The organism is Herbaspirillum sp. ST 5-3, from assembly GCF_004804275.1.
In the GTDB taxonomy this organism is placed as follows: Bacteria; Pseudomonadota; Gammaproteobacteria; order Burkholderiales; family Burkholderiaceae_D; genus Noviherbaspirillum.
The window spans coordinates 223,249-244,437 of the sequence record NZ_STGI01000006.1 but is presented as its reverse complement, the minus strand read 5'-3'; the positions used below and the strand labels follow the sequence as shown (position 1 = coordinate 244,437).

26 protein-coding genes are annotated in these 21,189 nt (G+C 59.7%); 14 read left to right on the top strand and 12 right to left on the bottom strand.

Annotated elements, in window-relative coordinates:
* The first annotated feature begins 19 nt into the window (after positions 1-19).
* Both E6W33_RS14305 and E6W33_RS14300 read left to right on the top strand, forming a co-directional pair.
* Positions 20-640, top strand: coding sequence for a Crp/Fnr family transcriptional regulator (locus E6W33_RS14305; RefSeq protein WP_136417980.1), 621 nt, complete (start codon positions 20-22; stop codon positions 638-640).
* 170 nt (positions 641-810) lie between these two features.
* Positions 811-1,014: a hypothetical protein gene (locus E6W33_RS14300; RefSeq protein WP_136417979.1), complete on the top strand. Its 204-nt coding sequence runs from the start codon at positions 811-813 to the stop codon at positions 1,012-1,014.
* An 86-nt stretch (positions 1,015-1,100) separates the two neighbouring features.
* On the opposite strand, the gene E6W33_RS14295 is transcribed toward E6W33_RS14300, so the two are convergent.
* The gene (locus E6W33_RS14295; protein ID WP_136417978.1) at positions 1,101-1,712 is read right to left on the bottom strand and encodes a hypothetical protein; all 612 of its coding nucleotides are present in this window, start codon (positions 1,710-1,712) and stop codon (positions 1,101-1,103) included.
* Positions 1,713-2,032: 320 nt separating this feature from the next.
* Between E6W33_RS14295 and E6W33_RS14290 the strand changes: the two genes are divergently transcribed.
* The gene (locus E6W33_RS14290) at positions 2,033-2,254 is read left to right on the top strand and encodes a hypothetical protein (protein ID WP_136417977.1); all 222 of its coding nucleotides are present in this window, start codon (positions 2,033-2,035) and stop codon (positions 2,252-2,254) included.
* 7 nt (positions 2,255-2,261) lie between these two features.
* On the opposite strand, the gene E6W33_RS14285 is transcribed toward E6W33_RS14290, so the two are convergent.
* Complete coding sequence (locus tag E6W33_RS14285) at positions 2,262-2,912, bottom strand: LysE family transporter (RefSeq protein WP_136417976.1); 651 nt, start codon at positions 2,910-2,912, stop codon at positions 2,262-2,264.
* Between the two features lie 237 nt (positions 2,913-3,149).
* Here E6W33_RS14285 and E6W33_RS14280 point away from each other — a divergent pair, with 237 nt between their 5' ends.
* The 9 genes from E6W33_RS14280 to E6W33_RS14240 all read left to right on the top strand — a co-directional run bounded on the left by E6W33_RS14280 (position 3,150) and on the right by E6W33_RS14240 (position 9,351).
* Entirely contained in the window at positions 3,150-3,428 is a 279-nt protein-coding gene (locus E6W33_RS14280) for an acyl carrier protein (protein ID WP_136417975.1), read from the top strand.
* A complete protein-coding gene (locus tag E6W33_RS14275) occupies positions 3,422-4,645 on the top strand; it encodes a beta-ketoacyl-[acyl-carrier-protein] synthase family protein (RefSeq protein ID WP_136417974.1) in 1,224 nt (407 codons plus the stop codon). Before E6W33_RS14280 ends, E6W33_RS14275 begins: the two co-directional genes overlap by 7 nt.
* 532 nt (positions 4,646-5,177) lie before the next feature.
* Positions 5,178-5,654 (top strand): hypothetical protein, encoded by a 477-nt coding sequence (locus tag E6W33_RS14270; RefSeq protein WP_136417973.1) that lies wholly within the window; start codon positions 5,178-5,180, stop codon positions 5,652-5,654.
* 109 nt (positions 5,655-5,763) lie between these two features.
* Positions 5,764-6,417 (top strand): hypothetical protein, encoded by a 654-nt coding sequence (locus E6W33_RS14265; RefSeq protein WP_136417972.1) that lies wholly within the window; start codon positions 5,764-5,766, stop codon positions 6,415-6,417.
* Between the two features lie 127 nt (positions 6,418-6,544).
* Complete coding sequence (locus tag E6W33_RS14260) at positions 6,545-7,189, top strand: hypothetical protein (RefSeq protein ID WP_136417971.1); 645 nt, start codon at positions 6,545-6,547, stop codon at positions 7,187-7,189.
* A gap of 56 nt (positions 7,190-7,245) precedes the next feature.
* Entirely contained in the window at positions 7,246-7,632 is a 387-nt protein-coding gene (locus tag E6W33_RS14255) for a hypothetical protein (protein ID WP_136417970.1), read from the top strand.
* A gap of 73 nt (positions 7,633-7,705) precedes the next feature.
* Positions 7,706-7,936: a hypothetical protein gene (locus tag E6W33_RS14250; protein WP_211097339.1), complete on the top strand. Its 231-nt coding sequence runs from the start codon at positions 7,706-7,708 to the stop codon at positions 7,934-7,936.
* Positions 7,937-8,026: 90 nt separating this feature from the next.
* Positions 8,027-8,434 carry a cupin domain-containing protein gene (locus E6W33_RS14245; protein WP_211097338.1) on the top strand — a complete coding sequence of 136 codons (408 nt, stop codon included), beginning with the start codon at positions 8,027-8,029 and terminating at the stop codon, positions 8,432-8,434.
* Between the two features lie 80 nt (positions 8,435-8,514).
* On the top strand, positions 8,515-9,351 hold the full coding sequence (locus tag E6W33_RS14240; RefSeq protein ID WP_136417968.1) for an AraC family transcriptional regulator: 837 nt from the start codon (positions 8,515-8,517) through the stop codon (positions 9,349-9,351).
* Positions 9,352-9,363: 12 nt separating this feature from the next.
* On the opposite strand, the gene E6W33_RS14235 is transcribed toward E6W33_RS14240, so the two are convergent.
* The 5 genes from E6W33_RS14235 to E6W33_RS14215 form a co-directional block, all read right to left on the bottom strand.
* Positions 9,364-9,951 (bottom strand): LysE family translocator, encoded by a 588-nt coding sequence (locus E6W33_RS14235; RefSeq protein WP_136417967.1) that lies wholly within the window; start codon positions 9,949-9,951, stop codon positions 9,364-9,366.
* Between the two features lie 198 nt (positions 9,952-10,149).
* Positions 10,150-10,905: a transporter substrate-binding domain-containing protein gene (locus tag E6W33_RS14230; protein WP_247869646.1), complete on the bottom strand. Its 756-nt coding sequence runs from the start codon at positions 10,903-10,905 to the stop codon at positions 10,150-10,152.
* A 64-nt stretch (positions 10,906-10,969) separates the two neighbouring features.
* Positions 10,970-11,743, bottom strand: coding sequence for an ABC transporter permease subunit (locus E6W33_RS14225; RefSeq protein WP_136417965.1), 774 nt, complete (start codon positions 11,741-11,743; stop codon positions 10,970-10,972).
* Positions 11,744-11,827: 84 nt separating this feature from the next.
* Positions 11,828-12,823, bottom strand: a complete 996-nt coding sequence (locus E6W33_RS14220) for an ABC transporter substrate-binding protein (protein WP_136417964.1) — start codon at positions 12,821-12,823, stop codon at positions 11,828-11,830.
* On the bottom strand, positions 12,820-13,593 hold the full coding sequence (locus E6W33_RS14215) for an ABC transporter ATP-binding protein (protein WP_136417963.1): 774 nt from the start codon (positions 13,591-13,593) through the stop codon (positions 12,820-12,822). Before E6W33_RS14215 ends, E6W33_RS14220 begins: the two co-directional genes overlap by 4 nt.
* Positions 13,594-13,953: 360 nt before the next feature.
* Here E6W33_RS14215 and E6W33_RS14210 point away from each other — a divergent pair, with 360 nt between their 5' ends.
* Complete coding sequence (locus tag E6W33_RS14210; protein WP_136417962.1) at positions 13,954-14,682, top strand: glutathione S-transferase; 729 nt, start codon at positions 13,954-13,956, stop codon at positions 14,680-14,682.
* On the opposite strand, the gene hpaR is transcribed toward E6W33_RS14210, so the two are convergent.
* Positions 14,677-15,177: a homoprotocatechuate degradation operon regulator HpaR gene (hpaR, locus tag E6W33_RS14205; protein ID WP_136417961.1), complete on the bottom strand. Its 501-nt coding sequence runs from the start codon at positions 15,175-15,177 to the stop codon at positions 14,677-14,679. The genes E6W33_RS14210 and hpaR overlap by 6 nt on opposite strands.
* 253 nt (positions 15,178-15,430) lie before the next feature.
* Between hpaR and E6W33_RS14200 the strand changes: the two genes are divergently transcribed.
* The gene (locus E6W33_RS14200) at positions 15,431-16,972 is read left to right on the top strand and encodes an acetyl-CoA hydrolase/transferase family protein (RefSeq protein WP_136418063.1); all 1,542 of its coding nucleotides are present in this window, start codon (positions 15,431-15,433) and stop codon (positions 16,970-16,972) included.
* Between the two features lie 9 nt (positions 16,973-16,981).
* On the opposite strand, the gene E6W33_RS14195 is transcribed toward E6W33_RS14200, so the two are convergent.
* The 4 genes from E6W33_RS14195 to E6W33_RS14180 form a co-directional block, all read right to left on the bottom strand.
* Entirely contained in the window at positions 16,982-18,532 is a 1,551-nt protein-coding gene (locus E6W33_RS14195) for a fatty acyl-CoA reductase (RefSeq protein ID WP_211097337.1), read from the bottom strand.
* 63 nt (positions 18,533-18,595) lie between these two features.
* Positions 18,596-19,603, bottom strand: a complete 1,008-nt coding sequence (locus tag E6W33_RS14190) for a DUF2156 domain-containing protein (RefSeq protein WP_247869645.1) — start codon at positions 19,601-19,603, stop codon at positions 18,596-18,598.
* Between the two features lie 150 nt (positions 19,604-19,753).
* Positions 19,754-20,401, bottom strand: a complete 648-nt coding sequence (locus tag E6W33_RS14185; RefSeq protein ID WP_136417960.1) for a class I SAM-dependent methyltransferase — start codon at positions 20,399-20,401, stop codon at positions 19,754-19,756.
* Positions 20,402-20,757: 356 nt separating this feature from the next.
* Complete coding sequence (locus tag E6W33_RS14180; RefSeq protein WP_136417959.1) at positions 20,758-21,144, bottom strand: nucleotide pyrophosphohydrolase; 387 nt, start codon at positions 21,142-21,144, stop codon at positions 20,758-20,760.
* Between the last annotated feature and the right edge of the window lie 45 nt (positions 21,145-21,189).

Below are 21,189 nucleotides of genomic sequence, written 5' to 3'. Positions count from 1 at the left end.
CGCATATGATTGCAATCATATGGCCAAAAAATCACCCATTCCCGATGATGCGCCCACGGCGGCATCCTTGCCTGCCTGTTTCGCCAATGTGAAACCGGATGCTCGCCGTCTCGAAGCCGGCGACATGCTGTTTCGCCAGGGCGACAAATCCTTCGGCATGTTCCGGCTGGCGACAGGCCGCATTCGCCTGTTGCGCTCGACGCCGGGCGGCGCCGACATGCCGATGCACACGGTGCGCGCCGGTGAATTGTTCGCGGAAGCTTCGCTCTTTTCAGAGCGCTACCATTGCGATGCCATTGCGCTGCAGCGCTCCGAAGTGCTGGTCTATCCCAAGGCCGCGTTGCAACACGCGCTAAGACAGGACCCGGACGCGCTGTGGGCATTCGCCGCCGAACTTGCGCAGCGCGTGCAGGGCCTGCGCACCCGGCTTGAACTCAGCCGCATCCACTCGGCGCCCGAACGCGTTCTGCAAGCCTTGCGGCTGCGTTGCGACGCGAGCGGGACATGGAAGCCGGACGCGACGCTCAAGCGCTTTGCGGAAGAAATCGGACTCACGCACGAGGCCTTGTACCGGGCCCTGGCGGCGCTGGAACGTGAGGGCCGCATCGCGCGGCGCGATGAGGAATTCACGCTGCGTTAGCAAGCTGTTCTGGATCAAGCAAAATCATTTTTCCTCTCTCGATCGGTGTGCCAAACGGCAAGAAAGCGCGTTAAATGCCGAATGGACTACGTGCGTTGGAACAACATCGACAACATCGTATTTCACGCTCCGCTCAAGTGCGCGATCCGCACGGAAAACAGGAGGTCGACATGGCCAGTTACTACGTGAACAGACATGCTGAAGCGAACGGCGATCACGAAGTGCACAAGCACGACTGCCCTCGGTTGGCGCTTGCGGACGACAAGCAGTTCCTGGGCGACTTTGTCTCCTGCTACGGAGCGATGGCCGAGGCGCTGCGCCTGTATCCCACCGCGAACGGTTGCATCGACTGCGCGCCGCATTGCCATTCCTGATTCGGACTGACACCGCTGATGCAGCAAATGCCATGCGCCGGGAAGGCGAAGGCTTTGCTGCGTTCAGTGATGCATTCGGGCGGATATCAATCGCTATTCGCGCTCGCCGGTGCCGCATCCACCACATGCTGGCGCACCGCGACCGGCAACACCGCACCGACCACCTGTCCAATGCCGTCACTGACTCCGAGCGCCACATCCTTGATGGTCTTGATCGCCAGCTTGCTGATTCTGCCGACGCCCTCGATGCTGCCTTCGGCCGCACGCCGCGCCGCCGTGCCGGCATCGACGCCAACCGATGCGACATGCAGGATGATCGCGTGCGCGGTTTCGGCGGAGGCGGTGATGACGTCGCCGCCCACTTCATGCACGCCCAGCACGATGCCCTTGGCCACGCTCTTCATGCTCGTGGCGAGGTCGAGGCCGAGCTGTTCCACCGCCTGGATCGCGCCGCGCACGACATCGTGAATGAGCTTGGTCAGCTGATGCGCTGCGCTGCCTCCGGCCTTCAGCGCATCCGCGACCGTGGCCTTGACCACGATCACGATATCGGCGTCGATCGCCTTGACGCCGGACAGGCGGCTGACAATGCCTTCCCTGACCGCGTCCGCTGCCGCGCTTGCGGGAGCGTGCTGATCATTGTCGGCATGGCCGTTATCCAGTTGCACAGTACTTTCCTTTGCGTCGATTGCACTCATGCGGTTTCCTTTTTTGTCGTTGAGGGAAATACGCCGGGATGACGCTTGCCTTCAGGCGGCAAGCGCTTCGGCCGACGGTCGATAAGACGGGGTTAACTTTCGTCGGTCGCGCTGCGCAGGAGGTTGATCCATCTCACGCGAACCGGATGCAAGACGGTGAAAATACAACAGCTTGTGGCAGGGAAAATGCTTGCTGGAAAAGCAGGCACCAGAGATTGAGGCGATTCAAATCCGCGGCCTGATGCGGCACAAGCCGGGGCTCGCAAGGTCAATACAGGATGTCGTCACGGGATGTGGCTTTTTCACGCGAGGAGGTGCAGATGGAAGAGTGCGCTGACTGCAAGGCGCTCGGCGGCAAGAATGCCGTCGTCTCGCCGCATGCCAACTTGCTGCTGCACTCGCAGGCCGGCATCAATTTCGGCGGCACCGCCACCGGCCATGTCGAATATTACGTGTGCCGCGCCTGCGGCGCTCGCTGGGAACGCAATGTCGCCCGCAGCGAGCCGGACGCGGTGTGGCGGCACACCACGCGACAACTTTAGCAGCCTGTCAGGTTGGATTGCGCTTGACGAAGAACAGCGCCGCGCCGACCGCCATCAATACGCTGCCGAAAAACATGTTCTGTTTTTTCACCGCATGCGCATTGCGGAAAAAGCGCTGCATCGAGGACGCCGCGAACGCGTAGCCGTGCATTACGGCGAGATCGACCGCGCACATGGTCGCCGCCAGGATCAGCAACTGCGGCAGCAGTGGCGCAGTGTGCGCGATGAATTGCGGCAGCACCGCGACCATGAAGATGATGCCCTTCGGATTGGTGGCATTGGTCAGGAAACCGGTCAGCAGGCGCTTGCGCAGCTGCGGCACTTCGGTGCACGCCGTCACCGGAGCGCGCTGGGGCTGGTCGGATTGCACCTGCACCTTGGCCCGCCACTGGCTGAAACCGAGATAGATCAGGTACAGCGCGCCGACCGTCTTGACCACGTTGAAGGCGACTTCCGACGCCAGCAGGATGGAGCCGACGCCTGCGCCGGCGATGAACAGCACCAGCAGCAATCCGAGCTGCAGGCCGAGGATGGTGCCGGTCGTCTTCCTGACGCCGTAGGCGAGGCCGTGCGACATCGACAGCACCGCGCCCGAACCGGGGGAGACGGCGATGATGCAGGCGGCGACGAGGAAAGTGATCCAGGTAGTGAAGCTCATGCGTGTTCCGGGGTTGACTTGTGAAGACAAGATTATGCAACGGCGCGCGCAATTCTGCCGACGCGGCTTGACCCTGGAAACCAAGACTTGACCCTGGAAGCCATGCCCTGTTTTTCCCTCGGATAGCTTGTCGGGGATCAAAGTTGGTGATGATTGCAATGATATTTTCTTCCAAGGAATAGTTTCGCGGACGCGCAAACTGCCTGAAACCCCGCCTACAAAAATCGTGGAGACAACATGCAACTCGCCAATATCAAGGAAAAAATCGCTGCCTGCCTGGAGAAGAACCTGGAAACGGACAAGCAAAAGCTCATGTCCGACACCCCTTTTAGCGAGCTCGACTACGATTCGCTGACCATGGCCGAAGTCATCTTCATGCTGGAAGATGAATTCAACGTGAAATTCGACAACCTCAGCAGCACCGACTATCCCACCAACCTGACCGAACTCGCCAAACAGATGCTGCAACTGATGCCGGCCGCATCCATGCTGCATCCCGAGGCACAACAATGCTAGCCAGGCAGGGACGGCGTGTTGCCGTCACCGGCATCGGCCTGATGACCTGCGTCGGCGAGACGCCGAACACCTTCTTCCAGAATCTGATGGACGGCGTTTCCGGCATCCGGCGATCGGCCAGGTTGCCCGAAGTGCACAAGGTTGGCGGCGTGGAATTCGATTCCAGCCGCCATTTCAGCAAGATCCAGCTGCTGTCGCTGGATCGCGTCTCGCAGATGGCGATGGTGGTGTCGGACCGCGCGCTCGATGCAGCGCGTCTCAAGCCGGAAGACACCTCGCGCTGCGGGGTGTTCCTCGGCACCGGCATGGGCGGCGCCGAAAGCCTGGAGAACGCCTACTGGAATTTCTTCAAGGCCGAGCAGAAGAAACGCCTGCTGACGGTGCCGCTGGCGATGAACCATGCGCCCGCCTCGCAGATCGCGATGCGGCACGGCATCCATGGCGAATGCCAGACCTTCTCCGCCGCCTGTTCCTCGTCCTCCATCGCCATCGGCGACGCCTACCGCCGCATCAAGGACGGCTATCTGGACACGGTGCTGGCCGGCGGCGCGGAATGCATGCTCACGCCCGGCGTCATCAACGAATGGCAAACGCTGCAAGTGCTGGCCACCTCGCAGGGCGAACCCTCCACCGGCTGCCGTCCTTTCAGCAAGGGCCGCACCGGTTTTCATATTGCCGAGGGCGCGTGCATCGTGGTGCTGGAAGAAATGGACGGCGCGATTAGGCGCGGCGCGCGCATCTTGGCCGAGATCATCGGCTACGGACTGAGCAACGACGCCTCGCATATCACCAAGCCGGACGAAGCAGGACAGAGCAGGGCGATCGAAGCAGCGCTGCGCGATGCGCAAGTCGAACCGCAGGATATCGACTACATCAATGCGCATGGCACCGCAACGATGGTCGGCGACGTGGTGGAGACGCGCTCCATCAAGCGTGTGTTCGGCGACTACGCACACGCCATTCCGGTGTCCTCCACCAAGTCCTCGCACGGGCATGCGATCGGCGCCACCGGCGCGATCGAATTCGCCGCCTCGGTACTCGCCATGCAGCATCGCGCCGTGCCGCCCACCGCGTTCTGGCAAGAGCGCGATCCGGATTGCGATCTGGATTACGTGCCGGGCAAGGGGCGTGCAGTCGATCGCCTCAAGACCGTGATGTCCAATTCATTTGCCTTCGGCGGCAACAACGCGGTGCTGGTCGCGCGCGCCGTGGAATAAGTCAAGCAGTGCGGCAGGGAGAAGGCCGGACCGGTTTGCAGAATGTGCAACCGGATCCGGCCTTGCGCTGCTTGTTGCCGATGTCCGATAGCCAGTAGGATCGCGTCGCGCGATGTCGCTGCGCGCTTCTTCAAGCGCAGCCCGGCTTCGTACGACAGACGGGCCATCATGTGCGGACAAGCTCTATTCCCAAAACACCAAATCAATCCCCTGCGGCTCAAGCACAACCCGGCGCCTTGCCGCTCATATCCATGGGATGGCGCAGGCCAGGGCAGTGGATATACCATCGCGCTCAATAGACGAGTGTTCGCTCCATTCGTACACTGCAGTGAATCATTACGAACGCAATGGTTGGCCTGACGCTCTCGCGTCGTCGTGCTGGGAAATCGGCAAGGAAGCGGGAGGGTCGCAATGCGCGCAAGCTGTCTGTCTTTTCAAGGCTTGTGAACCGGTCGGTTCGGCGGGATAGGTAGACAGGATGCTGGGACGCACGGAATTTTTTTCACATTAATTAAAATTAGACAACACGGACATGGGTTTGGATGCTACGGTGTACTGCGACTGCTTTGAGCTAGGGCGGCTTAAATCCGCACCAAAGCCCGAGTGGTCAGTGTTCGTCGCGGAGGACGGCTCACGGTGCTCGTCTGCTGGCGATATCAACTTGCTAGTGGACTTTGATAAGTGGAACATCGAGGCCTGCGAGCATCTGGACGGGGTTCTACTTTCGTTGCGGCTTGGGAACATCAGTCTTGTCTCGGCTCTGAGCGCACAAGTAAAGAAGACGTGGGCGGATTTCCCGATTCTCCTAAATCGGGTACTTTACAGCGGAAGTCATACTGGTGACTACATCGAGACGAACCTCGTTTTAGGTCTTCAAGCTGAGGTTGCGCGTCTGGCGCATGTTCACGCCGAATGCGCCGAGGACGAGGAAGCCATTCGGTTATTCCACGCTGAACTCGAGGAGCTTGTCTCATGCGCATTGCGGGTCCACAAGCCGATTGCGTTTTGAGCATGAGCCTCAGAGTGCGGTCTAACATGTCGGGCAACACGGGACGTACTCGCGGCGGGCTTTCGCCTGCCTGTGATCCGCCGGTTACCTTTACGTTATACATAGCCATATGAAAGTGCTTTCTGGCATTACGAGTTTCTTGAGCAGTTTTGTTTGCGTTCTCCTTGTTTATCGATGGTTCGCCAAAGATCTTTTTGAAATGCTGGCTGCCGTGTACACAACGGGTCTCGTAATCGGGATTGTGCACGGTTTAATTTTTCCAAAGTGGGTAGGGCAATCCGTGTTTATTGGTGCGCTTACAGCCGTCTTGGGGTTGTGGTCCCCGATTGTTATAGGGACGTACGGGTTCGCCATCATGGGTCTGCCCCTGATAATCATCTATGCGCTTTGTTCGGCATTTGGTGTCCAACTTGCGGCAAAGGCAATAAGCCACTTCGGCATGCGTTCAGTTCCATTGGCTGAAAAGGAACAAACGGACTTGGATAACGCAAATGGTGGGACCGTGAGAAATGGTGATGACCATCCAAAACAGCCAGCAGGATCAATCCTTCTTATGGTTTTTGCGGCTTTCATAGGCTGGTTTTTGTCATTACTCTACATTGCGTCAGAAGGCACAGGTGACGGATGGGTCAGTACTTTTATTCTTAAGCTTCATCCGCTGCTTGGCCAATTAGCTTTTCATATTCCAGAACTCTTTACCGGAATTTGTGCTGCCGCCTCGATGTTGTTAGCCAGCCGGGTATTCGGGGCAAACATCAAATAATTGCGACTAAGTTCGTGAAATTCTTTAGCTTGCATAGCTCATCGTTGGACAAGATCCGCACACTCGCGTACTTGTCAGCTAAAACGCGTTTGCTTGCCGCATTCAGCGTTCGCGTAAAGGACATCAAATGAAGCGTTACCGGGTAATAGCATTCATCGTCGCACTTCTCATACGCGATGCCACATTTGCCGACTCGCTTCCTGTCAATCAACTGCCGATGTATGGAGGACGGGAAAAGACGGCGAAGATGAAGAGTGCGGATGCGGCGCTATTCGCCGCGGTCGAGAAGAAAGGATACTCTCGTCAGGAAGCCGCGAAGCGGGCTATACAGATTGGCTGGTCGTCCTGGGCGAAAAGCGATCTTGCGACTGCGATGTCACGCTTTAACCAGGCATGGCTGCTTGATCCGGAGAACGGAAATGCGTATCACGGCTTCGCGCTTGTCACCTCTGTCCGCGGTGGCGCGCCGAGTGAAGTTGAGCATCTGTTTCAAATGGCGATATCAAAGTCGAATGTCGACCCAGTGGCATTTGTCGACTATGGCCGCTTCCTGTGGACACAAAAACAGCTGGATAAGAGTCTCGTGCAGTTGAAGAAGGCGCTCCAATTGTCGCCCACGGCGCGTAACGCACGATCCAATATTTCTTTCGTCCATTATTTGAAGGGTGATGCAAGCAGTGCCTGCATATGGGCAAAGGATGCGCAGAAGAACGGCGACGAGCTGGAAAAAGGTTTTCTCGAAGATATGTGTCACCGCACTGAGAAGCCGTGAAAAGGCAGGCCGCCCCCAAGTCCGCGGTGCAGCTGTATAGGAGATAAATTTCATATATGAGCAAGCTAGCCGAAAGCATGCGCCGCTCCGCTGACGTCGAAGGCCGGCTTCACCTCTTTGGCTCGGGCGGGCGCCAGGCGCCGGCCTTCTCGGGCGATTATCGACCGGCGCACAAGCTGCATGTGAACTACTTGTCGTCGGGCATACACGAGTATCTGGACGTGGATTGTGTGCATCCAGGAGAAACGGTTCGTGTTGTCGTGTGGTTCATCACCCCGCATGTGTATCCCGGATGCTTGTGGGAAGGCCGCGAAGTCGGCGTCTTTGAGAGTGAGCATTTGCAGGTCGGCACGCTTGAAGTAATGCACTTTCACAACCAGATACTTCGCGGAAGCCCTGATACGTATAAATCCGTTTGGTATCCTCCCGTCGGACTGGAGTAGCAAGGAGCCCGCTATTTCAGCACCGGGCCAAGCTGTCAGTCGGGTGGGCGGCCCTCATGTTAGAACGCTTGATATGGCACTAGACGCAATTGTTGAGATTGTAGCGAAGGCAGCCGGACAAATTCTCGGTGAAGTTGTCGTTGCGACTTTTTACTGGCCTGGCTGGTTGATTTTGCGGGCGCTGACGTTCGGCCGTTATCCGCCCGAGAAATCGAAGCTGCATAACAAAGAATTTGTTGCAATATTTGGGTTGGCTGCAATATTGGTGGGTGTTCTTCTCAGCGTGCCGGGAGGAGGTCTTTGATGTGTACCGCCTCTGACTCGCAAACCAATGCCGACGCCTTCGGTGCTGAATAATCAGGTCGTTGAACCTATCCTCACTCGCAAGGAGCCCATGAACATGGAGCAACCAACAGTCAAGGGCCTGCGTCCCGACACCGAAGTCATGACCAGGCAGCGTCTTCCCTATTTCGTTGGCATTTCCGGCCAGACGGTCGGCGCCAAGGGGCTGTCGATGCATGTCGTTGTGATCCCGCCGGGCGGTCGCGCGCAAGCGCACATCCACGTGGGCTACGAAACCGGCATCTATGTGCTCGAAGGAAAAGTCTGTACGCGCTGGGGTGCGATGCTGGAAAATGAAATCGTGAGCGAGGCGGGAGATTTTCTCTTCGTGCCGCCGGGCGTTCCTCATGAGGCGATCAACCTCAGTGCAACCGAGGCAGCACGTGCAATCGTCGCTCGCAACGATCCCGCAGAACAGGACAAGGTGGAGCCCTATGTCGGTAATCCAGTATCAACCTAGCTGCCGCACCTCATTCGCCATCCAGCGCCGAAAATCACTGATTGAAATCCCGCATTTACTTCACCTCCAAACACCCCGCCATGGCACGTCCAACTGATACCCCAGCCAATCCGGTTTTCTGGCGCGATTCGGCGCTGCCTTTTTTCGAGGCGCGCTGGGTGCAGGATGGGCGCAAGGTGTGCTACGAACGGCATTGGCATGAAACGTTTTCGGTGGGCGTGATTACCGGCGGGCGCAGCACCTACATCAACGGTCGCAACGCGCAGCGTGTGGGCGAAGGCGCGACGGTGGTCATGAACCCGGGCGAGGTGCACGCCTGCAATCCGATCGGCGACGACCCCTGGTCCTACCGCATGTTTTACCTGGACAGCGAATGGCTCGGCCGCGTGCAAGGCGAACTGCAGGGCAGTTCCGAGCCTGCATTCAGGCCCTTCGCGACCGCCGCCACGTATTCGCCCAACCTGTACGCCGCAGTCAATGGCCTGTACGCTGCATTGACCGATCCGGACAGCGATCACTTGAAGCGGCACGTGTCCATCCTCGGTTTCGTTTCGAGCTTGCAGAACGTGCTGGAACCCGGCCCGTCGCGCTGTATCGACGGCGGTCAGAAGGTGGGGCGCGCGGCGAGCTACATCGACGACAATTTCGCTCGACCGCTCAAGCTGGACGACATCTGCACCGCGGCCGATCTTTCCGCTTCCTATCTGATTCGCGCGTTCAAGAAACGCTATGGCGTGGCGCCGCATGAGTACCAGACCAATCGCCGTATCCAGTACGGCAAGGCGCAGCTCAGGCGCGGCCGGCCGATCGCGGATGTGGCGCTGGAGGCCGGCTTCGCTGACCAGGCGCATTTCCAGCGGACCTTCAAGCGCTTGACGGCGGCGACGCCCGGACAGTATCGATCATGGAAGCCGTGAGGCGGCTTGTCCTCAGCTTGCGACGAGAAAAACGACGCTTGCGGCGATGATGGCAGCCATGACGAGGTTGAATGCGCGAACGCGTTTCGCATCGCGCAGGTACTTCTGAAGAAATGCGCCCGCCCAGGCCCAGCAGGCAATCGACACATAGCAGATCACGAAGTACACGGCGGTGAATTGCCAGACCGAGGCGCCGTCTCCATTCGATGCGTAAGTCCCCATGCCGGCGACGGCCGCCAGCCACGCCTTCGGGTTGAGCCATTGCATGGCTGCACCGTAGGCCAGCGATGGCCGTCTGGTTGTTTCGCCCGCGTCCAGTTCGCCTGAGTCGCGCCCGAGGCGATAAGCCATGAACAGAAGAAATCCCGCGCCGGCCCATTTGATGACATTGGTTAACTCAGGCCGGGTGGCGAGCAGTTCATGCATGCCAAGGCCGGTGAGCAGCAGCAGCGCCGAAAATCCGACCGTGGCGCCGGTGACATGCTGCATGCTCGCCATCAATCCGTATCGTGCGCCGCTGCCCAGCGCAACGATATTCACCGGCCCGGGCGAAATCGAGGAAGCGAGGGCAAAGGCTGCCATGGAAACAAGGATGCTCATCTGGAATCTCAATCGTGTGAAGTGGTGTGGAACGGGACACACGATATCGGGCGAAGAGCGTCAGGTATTGAAGAAAATTACCCTCGCTGACTGTGCATATTTCGGCGCGTCATGTCTCTCCCGGATGTGCTGCATCAGGGAAAGCGGTGAAACGGAAGGAATGCTGCAGGGATGTCGGGAGCTGGTGCGGTCGCCGTTTCAGTGGCAGTCCGGCACATCCTGGTCCAGATACACTTCGAACGCGATGTTCTGTACCGACTTCTTCGTCAGCTGGTTCACATAGCCGCTGGCGGTCCAGTCCTGCACGACCTGCGTGAGGAAGGCCGTGGTATTCGTGTCCATCTTCGTGACGACCAGCGCGAGCGGGGCGCGCTGCGGGGTAGTGAGCGTGGCGGAGAACTTCTTCCATTCCGGCAGCTTGATCAGCTCTTCCAGCAGGGTATTGTCGTGGACGGTCGCGTCGCATGCGCCGGTGCGCAGGGCGATGAGCGCATCGGCGGGCGCCTTGAAGCGCATTTCGATGGCGCCGTATTGCAGGGCGGGCATGCCGACATAATGGCCGCTTTCCGCGACGCAGACCTTGCGGCCTTTCAGGTCGTCCCAGCGCTTGATGTCGGTATCGTCGCGCATGATGGCCATCGGCCCGGCGGCATAGCCGGTGGGGATGATGGTCGCGGAGCGCGGCAAGCGGCGCTTTTCCGTCAGCGTGACGAGAGCGATGTCGGCCTTGCCCGCATCGGCGCGCACGGTGACCAGCGGGAGTTGCATGCGTTTGGCGATGTCTTCCGCGAGCGCGCTGTCGATGGCTTCGGGCGTGCGAAACTTCGTGCCTGCCTTGTATTCGGGCGCGACGTAGTGGACGGCCGCAACCAGCTTTTTGCGCTTGCGCGCATGGTCGAGTGCCGGTGCCGCAAGGGCGTCGGCACAGAGCGCGATCAGCGCGAGACCAAGCATGGCCTTCTTCATTCGGCGGTGAGCGAATGAGGATGGCGACACGCAGCGTTGAAAAGTCGTCGGCTCAGACATATTGATAGCGCAGCACGCGATGCTTCAGCTTCTCCAGCAACAGTTGGTCGATCAGCGGGGCGAGGATGGCGATCGCAAGAATGTTCGTCATCACGCCCACCATGTCGGCGGTTTCACCCGCGTAGGACAGCGAGCGGCCCAAACCTTTCCCGAAACCGACCAGCATTTCGCAAGAAATCAGCGCGCGCCAGGCATTGCCGAAGGCGAGTTGCGCGCCGGTGATGAGCTCCGGCATGACGGCGGGCAGGTAGACGCGCTTGATCATGTCCCAGCGCGATGCGCCCATCACGCGCGCGGCGGAAACATGCACGTGTTGCACGCTCTCGGTCGCATTCATCACGGACAGCGCGGCGGGGAAGAAGGCGGCAACGGCGACCACGACGATGATCGGCATGTTGCCGAAGCCCATCAGGATCAGGAACAGCGGCACCCAGGCGATCGAGGGAATCGATTGCAGGATGATGATGGCGGACTTGAGCACTTCACGGAAGAAGAACAGGATCGCGCCGATCAGGCCGAAGCCGACGCCGAACAGCATGGCCGAGCCGTAGCCGACGGCAAGGCGCGACAGGCTGCCCCAGAGCGCGGCGCGGAAATTGTCGGTCTGTACTTCCTGCCACAGGCGCGCGATCACCGTGGGCACATCCGGCATCAGGTAGGCGGGCAGCGACCAGGCGGCCACTTGCCAGCCGAACAGGATGAAAACAACTGCCAGTCCGAAGGCGAGTTGTTTGCGATAACCGGAGATGCGGGTTCTGGTGCTCATGTTTGTCTTTAAACGAGATGGCCGGCGCGAGCCGGCCATTTTATCGATGTTTCCTCCCCTATGCAGGGCGAACAGTTACGCTGTTTACAGCTTGCGTTCCTTCTGCCAGCTCAGATCCAGAATGTTCTTCACGTCATACGGTTTGCCGTCGCGCGTCTTGAGCGAACCCTGTTCTTGCAGGATGCCGGCGATTTCCTGCATGCGTGCCTCGTCCTTCGCCGCGATGATCGGGCTGAAGGTCTGGCTCTTGATGGCGCTGGTGATGACGGTTTCGCGCGGCACATCGCCCTTCTTCAGCGTCTTGAGCGTCGGCTCGGCGATGAAATAACCCGCGATCAGCTTGGCCGCGTCAGCCGGCTTTTTCTGCAGCATGTCGATCGCGTCGCGTTGCGCGTCCAGCGATTTCCATACGGCGTCCTTGCGCTTCTTCAGCGTGTCGCCGGAAGTGATGACGACCATGCAGGGGAAGGGCCAGACTTCGCCGATTTCATAGATTTCCTTGACCGGCGCCACCAGCTGCGCGATGGATGCCTGCGGCTCGAACAGGAAGGCGGCATCGACGCGCTTGCCGACCAGCGATTGCACCGCGACTTGCGGGCTGACGCCCATGATGTTGACTTCGTCCGGCTTGAGGTGCGCCTGCTTGAGCACCACGCCCTTCAGCACGGTGTCGGCGGTGCTGCCTTCGGCTTGCGAAGCGAGCGTCTTGCCTTTCAGGTCGGCGACGGTCTTGATGCCGGCGTCTTCGCGCACCACCAGCGCGTGGTAGCCTTGCTGCGCGCCACCCACCACTTTCAGGTCCGCGCCCTTGGAGGCCCAGGCCAGCGCATTGGTGAAGCCGAGCACGCCGGAGTCGAGCTGACCGCCGACGATGGCCTTGATCAGGTCGGTGCCGGACTTGAATTCAACCAGTTCCACATCGAGTCCCTGCTTCTTGTAGAAACCGGCTTCCTGCGCGACGATCGCCTGCGCATCGTCCATCACGCGCAGGTAACCGACCTTGAATTTTTCATTGGCAGCGGCTTGTCCGGCGATGGCGAATATGGCCAGCGCGGAGATGAGAAATTTCGACAACTTCATATTCCTGCTCCTTCCAGTAAGGCGGTGTTTTCTTCGTGCTCGGCATGGATGCCGAGCAATCCCAAAATCTGACGGCGCACCGGTGCGAACTCCGACAAGTCGTGCGTCTTTTCGTAGTGCGCCAGATTGAATTCCTGCAGCACGGTCGCGGGCCGCTTGCTGAACACCAGGATGCGGTCGGCGAGGAACAAGGCTTCGTCCACATCATGCGTGACCAGCAATACCGTCGGGCGCGCTTCGCGGATCAGGTCGCGCAAGGCATCCTGCAGCGTCATGCGCGTCAATGCGTCGAGTGCGCCGAACGGCTCGTCCAGCAGCAGCACTTTCGGATGCGAAATGAAAGCGCGTGCCAGGGCGGCGCGTTGGCGCATGCCGCCGGAGACCTGGTGCGGGTAGTAATCTTCGAAGCCTTTCAGATTGACCTTTTCGAGCCATTCGAAAGCCTGCTTGCGCGCCTGCTTCTTGTCGACCTTTTGCAACTCCAGTGCCATCGCCACGTTTTGCGCAAGCGTCATCCACGGATAGAGCGCGTTTTCCTGAAACATCAGCATGCGTTCCGGATTCGGGCCCTGCACCGGTTTGCCATCGGCGAGCATGCTGCCGGCGCTCGGTTTTTCCAGGCCGGCTGCGATATGCAGCAAGGTCGACTTGCCGCAGCCAGAGGGACCGACGAGGGCGATCAATTCGCCTTCTTCGATCTCGCGACTGAATGTCTTGATGACATGCAGATCGGCAAAACGCTTCTCGATGTTGTTAAACGATAGCTTCATTCAAATCATTTCGTGCCGCCGCTGGCGACGTCGCAAAAAAGACAGTGGAGGTGATGCGCCGATGTGCGCACCTGGGTAATGTGAATGCGGGGCTTAATTACTTTTCGCAATATCGAACTTTAATGATGGGAGATGGCAAGTACAACAATTTTTCCGAACTATGCTTATGCAGTAATCGAATAAGAGCTGAGGCGTCGCAATGCGTTGCTTGCAGAATTGGCAAGCATGGATGCGTGTGCCGACAAAAGGGCAGGACGTGATGACAATTCATCAACACATTGGGTAATGTCATCTTGTACAATGCCTTTTTGACAGCGGCGCTATCGAATAGATGCACAATAGATGCACGAGAGAGCGGCCATGCGCTATGAACTGTATTACTGGCCCGAGATACAGGGTCGCGGTGAATTCATTCGCCTTGCCCTGGAAGAAGCGGGTGCCGATTATGTGGATGTCGCGCGGCGCGCGGAGCGCAATGGCATGGGAATGACGGCCATGATGCGCCTGATGGAAAGCCAAACGGTTTCCTGCCCGCCGTTTGCGCCGCCGTTCCTGAAGGCGGGCGAACAAATCATCGCGCAGACGGCGAATATCCTGCTGTTTCTCGGATCGCATCACGACCTCGCCCCGGACGATGAGGCGGGCCGCTTGTGGGTCCATCAATTGCAGCTCACCATCGCGGACATGTTGTCGGAAGTGCATGACACGCACCATCCGATCGCCGCCAGTCTTTACTACGACGAGCAGAAGCCGGAAGCCTTGCGGCGGGCGGAGGAGTTCACCGCATCGCGCATGCCGAAATTCCTCGGCTACTTCGAGACTGTGCTTGCACGCAATCCGAGTGGGGAATCATGGCTGGTCGGCGACACGCTGACTTATGTTGATCTGTCGATGTTTCAAATGCTCGCCGGTTTGCGCTTTGCGTTTCCGCGCAACATGCGGCGTCTGGAGCCCGACTATCCCCTGCTGCTTGCGCTGCATGACCGCGTCGCGGCGCGCACGCGAATCAAGGCTTACCTGAAGTCGAAACGGCGCATCCCCTTCAATAACGAGGGCATCTTCCGCCACTACAAGGAGCTGGACTTATGATCTTTCGCTGCGCCTGCCGGCCTTGCGGCGCTCGCCGGCGGATGGCAGTTCCACCGCAGGCACCGGACTCTCGTTGGCCTCGATGAATGCTTCCAGCGAGTCGAACAGCGCGCTGATGGCCGGCTTGCCGAAAGTCTTTTCTATCTCGTCATATTGAGCGTCGATCAGGGGCGCGATCTCCGCGATCAGCCGGTCGCCCTTCGGCGCCAATCGCACCATCACGCGGCGTTGATCTTCCGGCAAGCGCGCGCGGCGCACCAGGCCCATGTCTTCCATGCGTGCCAGCACGCCGGCCATGCTCGGACTCTGGATCTGGCACAGGTCGCAGAGCTCGCGCGGTTCGAGCTGGCCGCGTTCGTCCAGCACCCGCAAGATGCGCCATTGCTGCTCGGTGACCCCGAAGTGATTGAGAATCGGGCGGAAGTGCGACATCAGGCACTCGCGCGCCTTCAAGAAGAGCTGGGGCAGGTTGCGGTATGTAATGCGATGTTTCACGAAACCTCCTTGTTCGCCGGTGCCGCCCGTCAAAGCGGATCGATAAGGGAACTATTATACCCATTGACTCACTCACATATTAGTGATTTAATCGCTCACATATTAGTAAACTGCCCGCCGGCCGCCATCGACTTTCATTGTGATTTGCATCGGGGCGAGTCTCTCTCCGACGACGCCTTCTGAAGGCAACATCATCGCCATGCCGGTGCGCCGGCTTGAGCCGCGCGGCGGTTTCCCGTTCCCGACCGATTTCATGAAGGAGACCATCTTGCTGAATCCGATCAAGCTGACCCGTTACGATGACCGCATCCGTCTTCCGCAGCTGCGGGAAAAAGTCACGACTGCCAGCGCCGCAGCCACCTGGGTGAAGGACGGCATGACCGTCGGCATGAGCGGCTTCACGCGTGCCGGCGATGCCAAGGTGGTGCCGTTCGCGCTGGCCGAGCGTGCGCACCATGAGCAACTCAAGATCACGCTGATGACCGGCGCCTCACTCGGCGCCGACGTGGATCGCACGCTGACCGAAGCAGGCGTGCTGGCGCGCCGCATACCCTTCCAGTCCGATCCCGTGCTGCGCGCGGCGATCAATCGCGGCGAGGTGATGTACGTCGACCATCATTTGTCGGAGACCGTGGAATTGCTGCGCACGCGGCAGATCGCGCCCATCGACATCGCCATCATCGAAGCTGCGGCCATCACCGAAACCGGCGCCATCATCCCGACAACCTCGGTGGGCAACAGCGCCAGCTTCGCCATCCTGGCCGACAAGGTGATCGTCGAGATCAACCTGACGCAGCCGGCCGAACTCGAAGGCTTGCACGACATCTTCATTCCCAAACCCCGCCCCAACCGCGAGCCGATTCCGATTACCGGCGTCGAGGACCGCGTCGGCACCACCGCCATCCCGATTTCGCCGGAAAAGATTGTCGCCATCGTCATCACCGAAAAGCTCGACAGTTCCTCCACCGTGCTGCCGCCCGACAGCGAGACGGCGGCGATCGCGAAGCATCTTGTCGCGTTCTTCGAGAATGAAGTGAAGCTCGGGCGGCTGACGGAAAGCCTGTTGCCGCTGCAGGCGGGCATCGGCACCATCGCCAATGCCGTCATGTCGGGCTTCATCGACAGCCCGTTCAAGCACCTGCGCATGTATTCGGAAGTCCTGCAGGATTCCACCTTCGAGCTGTTCGATGCCGGCAAGCTGGATTTCGCATCCGGATCGTCGATCACCCTGTCGCCGCAAAAGAGCGCGCACGTGTTCGCCGACATCGCGCGCTACAAGGACCGCTTGGTCCTGCGCCCGCAGGAAGTGAGCAATCACCCGGAGGTAATCCGGCGCCTGGGCATCATCGCGCTTAACACAGCGCTGGAAGCCGACATCTACGGCAACGTGAACTCGACGCATGTGCAGGGCACGCACATGATGAACGGCATCGGCGGCTCGGGCGACTTCGCGCGCAATGCCTATCTCTCGATCTTCGCCACCAAGTCGATCGCCAAGGGCGGCAGGATTTCCAGCATCGTGCCGATGGTGACGCACGTTGACCATACCGAGCACGATGTCGATATCCTGGTGACCGAAGTGGGTCTGGCGGATTTGCGCGGACTCGCACCGAGGGAAAGGGCGCAGGTCATCGTTCGCAATTGCGTGCCTTCGCCCTACCGCGAAATGCTGGAAGAGTATGTGGCGGAAGCCGATCAGCGCGGCGGCCACACGCCGCATGTGCTGGAAAAAGCTTTCTCGTGGCACGAACGCTATCGCGAGACCGGCTCCATGCTGCCGGCCGCGCAAGCGTAAGCAAGTTGATCAGGGCACGGCCTGCGGTGCTGGCAATGCAGCGTCGACCGTCGCTTCCACCGTGCTCACTGCCGGTGCTGCACCCTTGCCACGCAGCGCATAACGATTGAGTCCGGCCATGTGGACGCGGCACAGGTAGTCCGGCCAGCTGATCAGCCGCGCGTCGACCGGGAACAAGGCCTTCTCCTCGGGGCTGAAACGCTTCGCCAGCGCAAGCAGGCGCGTGTTGTGGAAACGGTAGCGCGGCAGGGTGTAGAAGGAGAAGGTCACCGCCAGCGTCTGCGTGGTGCGCAACTTTTCGAGCGAGCGCGATTCGCCCTGGCGCCCGAGCAGGCGGCGCGCACCCGACCACAGGCTCACCCCGGCGTGCATCGCCGCCATCGCCAGATGGAAGCTGGCGTGGTTGACCACGCGGAAATCGTGCGTCGGCTCGCTCAGGAACAAGCGATCATAGCTGCGCCAGTTGCGCTTGCATTCCTCCTGCAACAAACCGATCACCTCGCCGATCCGCACCGGATTGCCCAGGCCGCTGCTGCATTGATAGATGCGGTGCTGGGTCGGTTCCATCAGGGCCTCGGCGGTCGCCATGATGATGCTATTGGCAACCAGGTCGGCCGGGATGATATCGATGACGCCATCCGGTTTCGCCGGAAAGAAATCCGTCTTGCCGCGCGCATAGGCGAGGATGATCGCGTCCGCCACCTTGACGCCTTCGACCCAGCCGGCGCTCGGCTCCTGCAAGGTGCTCTCGATGATGGCGGGGCGCACGATGCTCAGCGCGCGACCCTGCATGCCGCGCATGGCGAGCTGTTCGCCCATCCACTTGGTGAAGGTGTAGGTATCGTTCCAGCCGTAGCGGTTTGCTTCGCGGATGCCGAGTTCGGTCAGCTTGCGGTCGCGCAGCTTGGGCTCGGTGAAGCTGGCTTTTACTTGCTCGATCTTGTGCTGCAGCTTGCAGATCAGACCTTCCACATCATAGTAGCCATCGCGATGGCGCGTGATCGCCGCGCCCGCGGGATGCACCATCTGCTCGCGCATCTCGCCGCGGTTGTAGCCGTTCACGTAACAGGTGGAAATCTGGATCAGCGGCACGTCCGCCGCACGCGCCAGCGAGGTGATGTGGTGCAGGCTCAGCGCGTTGATGGCCAGTGCCTGATCAAGCGGCTCGCGGAAATCGACGCTGGCCGCGGCATTGATCACCACATCCACGCGCGTGGCGAGTTCGACGAACTTGCCTGCCGACAGGCCGAAATTCGGCTCGGTCACTTCGGCAGTGACGCATTCGATCCGCTCGTTGAAAAAACGCTCGAGGTAATCCGGATTCTCGGCGCGCAGCTTGTCGAATACCGACGAGGTCGCGATCTCCCTTTCGAATCGCTCGCGCGCACTGTCGCTGCCGCGCCCGCGCCGGATCGGCAGAATCACGCGATCGATATCGGGAACGGCGCGGATGAGTTTCTCCAGCACGACCTTGGCCAGGAATCCGGTGGTGCCGGTCAGCAGGACACGCTTGCCGCACAATGCGGTCCAGACGCTCAGGTTGCGCGCGTTTCGTTTCATTTCTTCTTCTCTCATTCTGGGCGGGACCATGCAAACCGCTCCCGCCTTGCGGACAAAGCTTGTTCAGATAATGCGGGTCAGGCGGAACATCGCAAACATCGCCAGCCCGGGCATGGCGTTGCGATGGCAGCAGTAGGTCTTCTCGACCACGCCCTGGAAGCGCGACTTGGCGAACTCCAGCCCCTTGAAGTTGTACAGAAAATCCATGCGCTCGCGGATCACCGACATCGTGCTGCGCAGCAGGCGCGATTCCTGCGGCTCGACGCCGTCGGCCAGCATCAGCGGCACCAGCCCGAGGTCGAGGTAGGGCACGCCTTCGGCCTTGAAGACTTCCATCGCGTGCACCATCAGCGCGTACCACAGGCCCTGCTTGAAGTTGGCCGAGGAGCGCGAAATGTTCGGCACGTAGCTGATCAGCTTGCCGTTCTGGTAGATCGGATCGAAGAAGACGAAGCCGACCGCTTCGCTGTGGTGATAGGCGTAGAAGTAGCGCGTGCCTTCGCGGTAATCGATCAGCATCGGGCGGATCAGGAAACGGATCTCGTTGTTCTTGCAGCGGCGTGTGCGAATCCAGGCTTCCGATATCCGCTTCGCGTCGGAATTGAAACCGGTTTCGCGGATCTCGATGCCCTGGTTGCGCGCCTGGTTGATCGCGGTGCGGATCACCTGTTTCTTCGCGCCGCGCAGCGACCAGTTCGCCAGATCGACTTTCGATTCGCTGCCGAACTGGGTGCCGTAGTAACCGTAGCGACGGTGCAGATGATCGACCACCGGCTTGCTGACCTGCACGAACATGGCATTCGGATATTCCGCGAGAAAGCGGTCCAGCAGCATCTCGCGGTGGTGTGGCGCGCAGACCGGATCGGCCAGCGCAAAGCGCATGCCCCAGTGCCGCGCGTAAGCGACGTAGCCCATGCCGGGCACCTCGAAATACGACATGTCCGGCTGCATGGTCGAGAACGCCATCGAATGCGAGCCGAATTGCTTCAGGCAGGCAACCCGGCGCGCCATGTCGAGATGCGCGATGCTGGTGTTAATCGGCCTATCCAGCGCAAAAGCCTGATCAGACAAAGTGACCTCCGTGATGTTAGGTAGAGGAGCCAGCGATCGATCATTCTTCAGCGGATGCACAGGCGACAATGCGAGTTGCGCCTGCGAACGCCGCACAGCGGCATTCGCGCCTGATGCGATGAGAAAAACGTGACGGACCGCCTGCCCGGATCAGACAGGTTTCTTGCCGAGGACCGACCAGTAGCAGTTCAGCAGCAACAGGCGGAAATGCCTTTGCTCGCGGATATGCAGGCCGAGCCGCTTCATCCATTCGGGATAGTTGTAGATCTTGTGGACGGCGTTGCCGGCGAAGGCCCAGAAGAACAGGACCGCGCCATACCAGTAGGCGACCTTGACCGCACGCGAGAGGATGTTCCCGGTCGGGTAGGAGAAATCGCCGACCACGACGTCGGCGCCGGGCTTGCCGAGCTTGATCAGATGTTCCAGCACGCGCACCATCATTTCTTCATCGAACACATTGAGGAAGAAGTTCGCGACCACCATGTCGTACTGCTCATACTCCTCGACCTTCATGATGTCGCTGTGCACCTGGCGGATCTTGACGGTGATGCCTTCCTTGTCCATGTTGCGCTGAAAGTTCTTCAGCATGGTTTCCGACAGATCGACCACGGTCACTTCGGCGCCGAGCTTGGCCGCATGCACCGCATCCTTGCCATGGCCGACACCGGCGAACAGCACCTTGTCGCCGGGCTTCAAGTGGTCCAGCATCGCAACCTTGCAATGATGAATCGACTTGCCGCTGTAGAATGCGCTCAACCAATCGTAGACGGGACCAACCAGCTTGTATTTGTCTTTCATCGCTTCTTCCTCAGGTCTTTTCAACCTTGTCGTAGGCGCCGGCGGTGTGACCCGCCGGCGTGTCTCCTCGCACCCGGTATCGGGTGGCGCAATAGAGTGCATGCACTAGAGCGTTAAGATTAAGCCAAGACAAAAAATAAACATCGTGTTTCACCTTGGCTTCGCAGGCCAAACTTATGACCTTGAAAGTCACGACGCGGGGAGTTTTCGCGGAGTAATTTTTGTGCTTGAAAGGAAAGTTCCACCAGCGCAACAAGTGGCCGGCGAAACCTCTGATCGGGAACAATCGATCCTTGTCCCGAAGGGGGCAGCGTGCTTTTTAGTGAAAGAGGGCGATCAGCCCTGCGCGGCGAGGCTTAGCGCTCATCCTCTTCGCCGCGGGCCAAGGCCTTCAGCTCGGTGTACTTGCGCGCCGAGCCGTACGATTGATCGACCGGGTAGCGCTGCGCGTTCTTGGCGATCTTGTCCTGCGCGGCCTGCAGCAGGTCGATGCCGCTCTCTTCCGCGATCAGCAGCAGGTACAGGAACACGTCCGCGCATTCATCCTTCAGCGCCTGCCGGAAGCGGTCGTCGCTCTGCAGGGAGGAAAGCTCCTCATCCGTTTTCCATTGTGTCAGCTCCAGCAGCTCGGCCGATTCGAGATTGAGCGAGATGATGAGGTTCTTCAGCGTGTGAAACTGTTTCCAGTTCCGCTCGTCGCGGAACCGGAGCAGCAGCGTCTTTACCGAATCGATGGTGGCCATGACATGCGCGCGTTGAAAAGGCGAGGGAAGGAACGAGTATAGCGC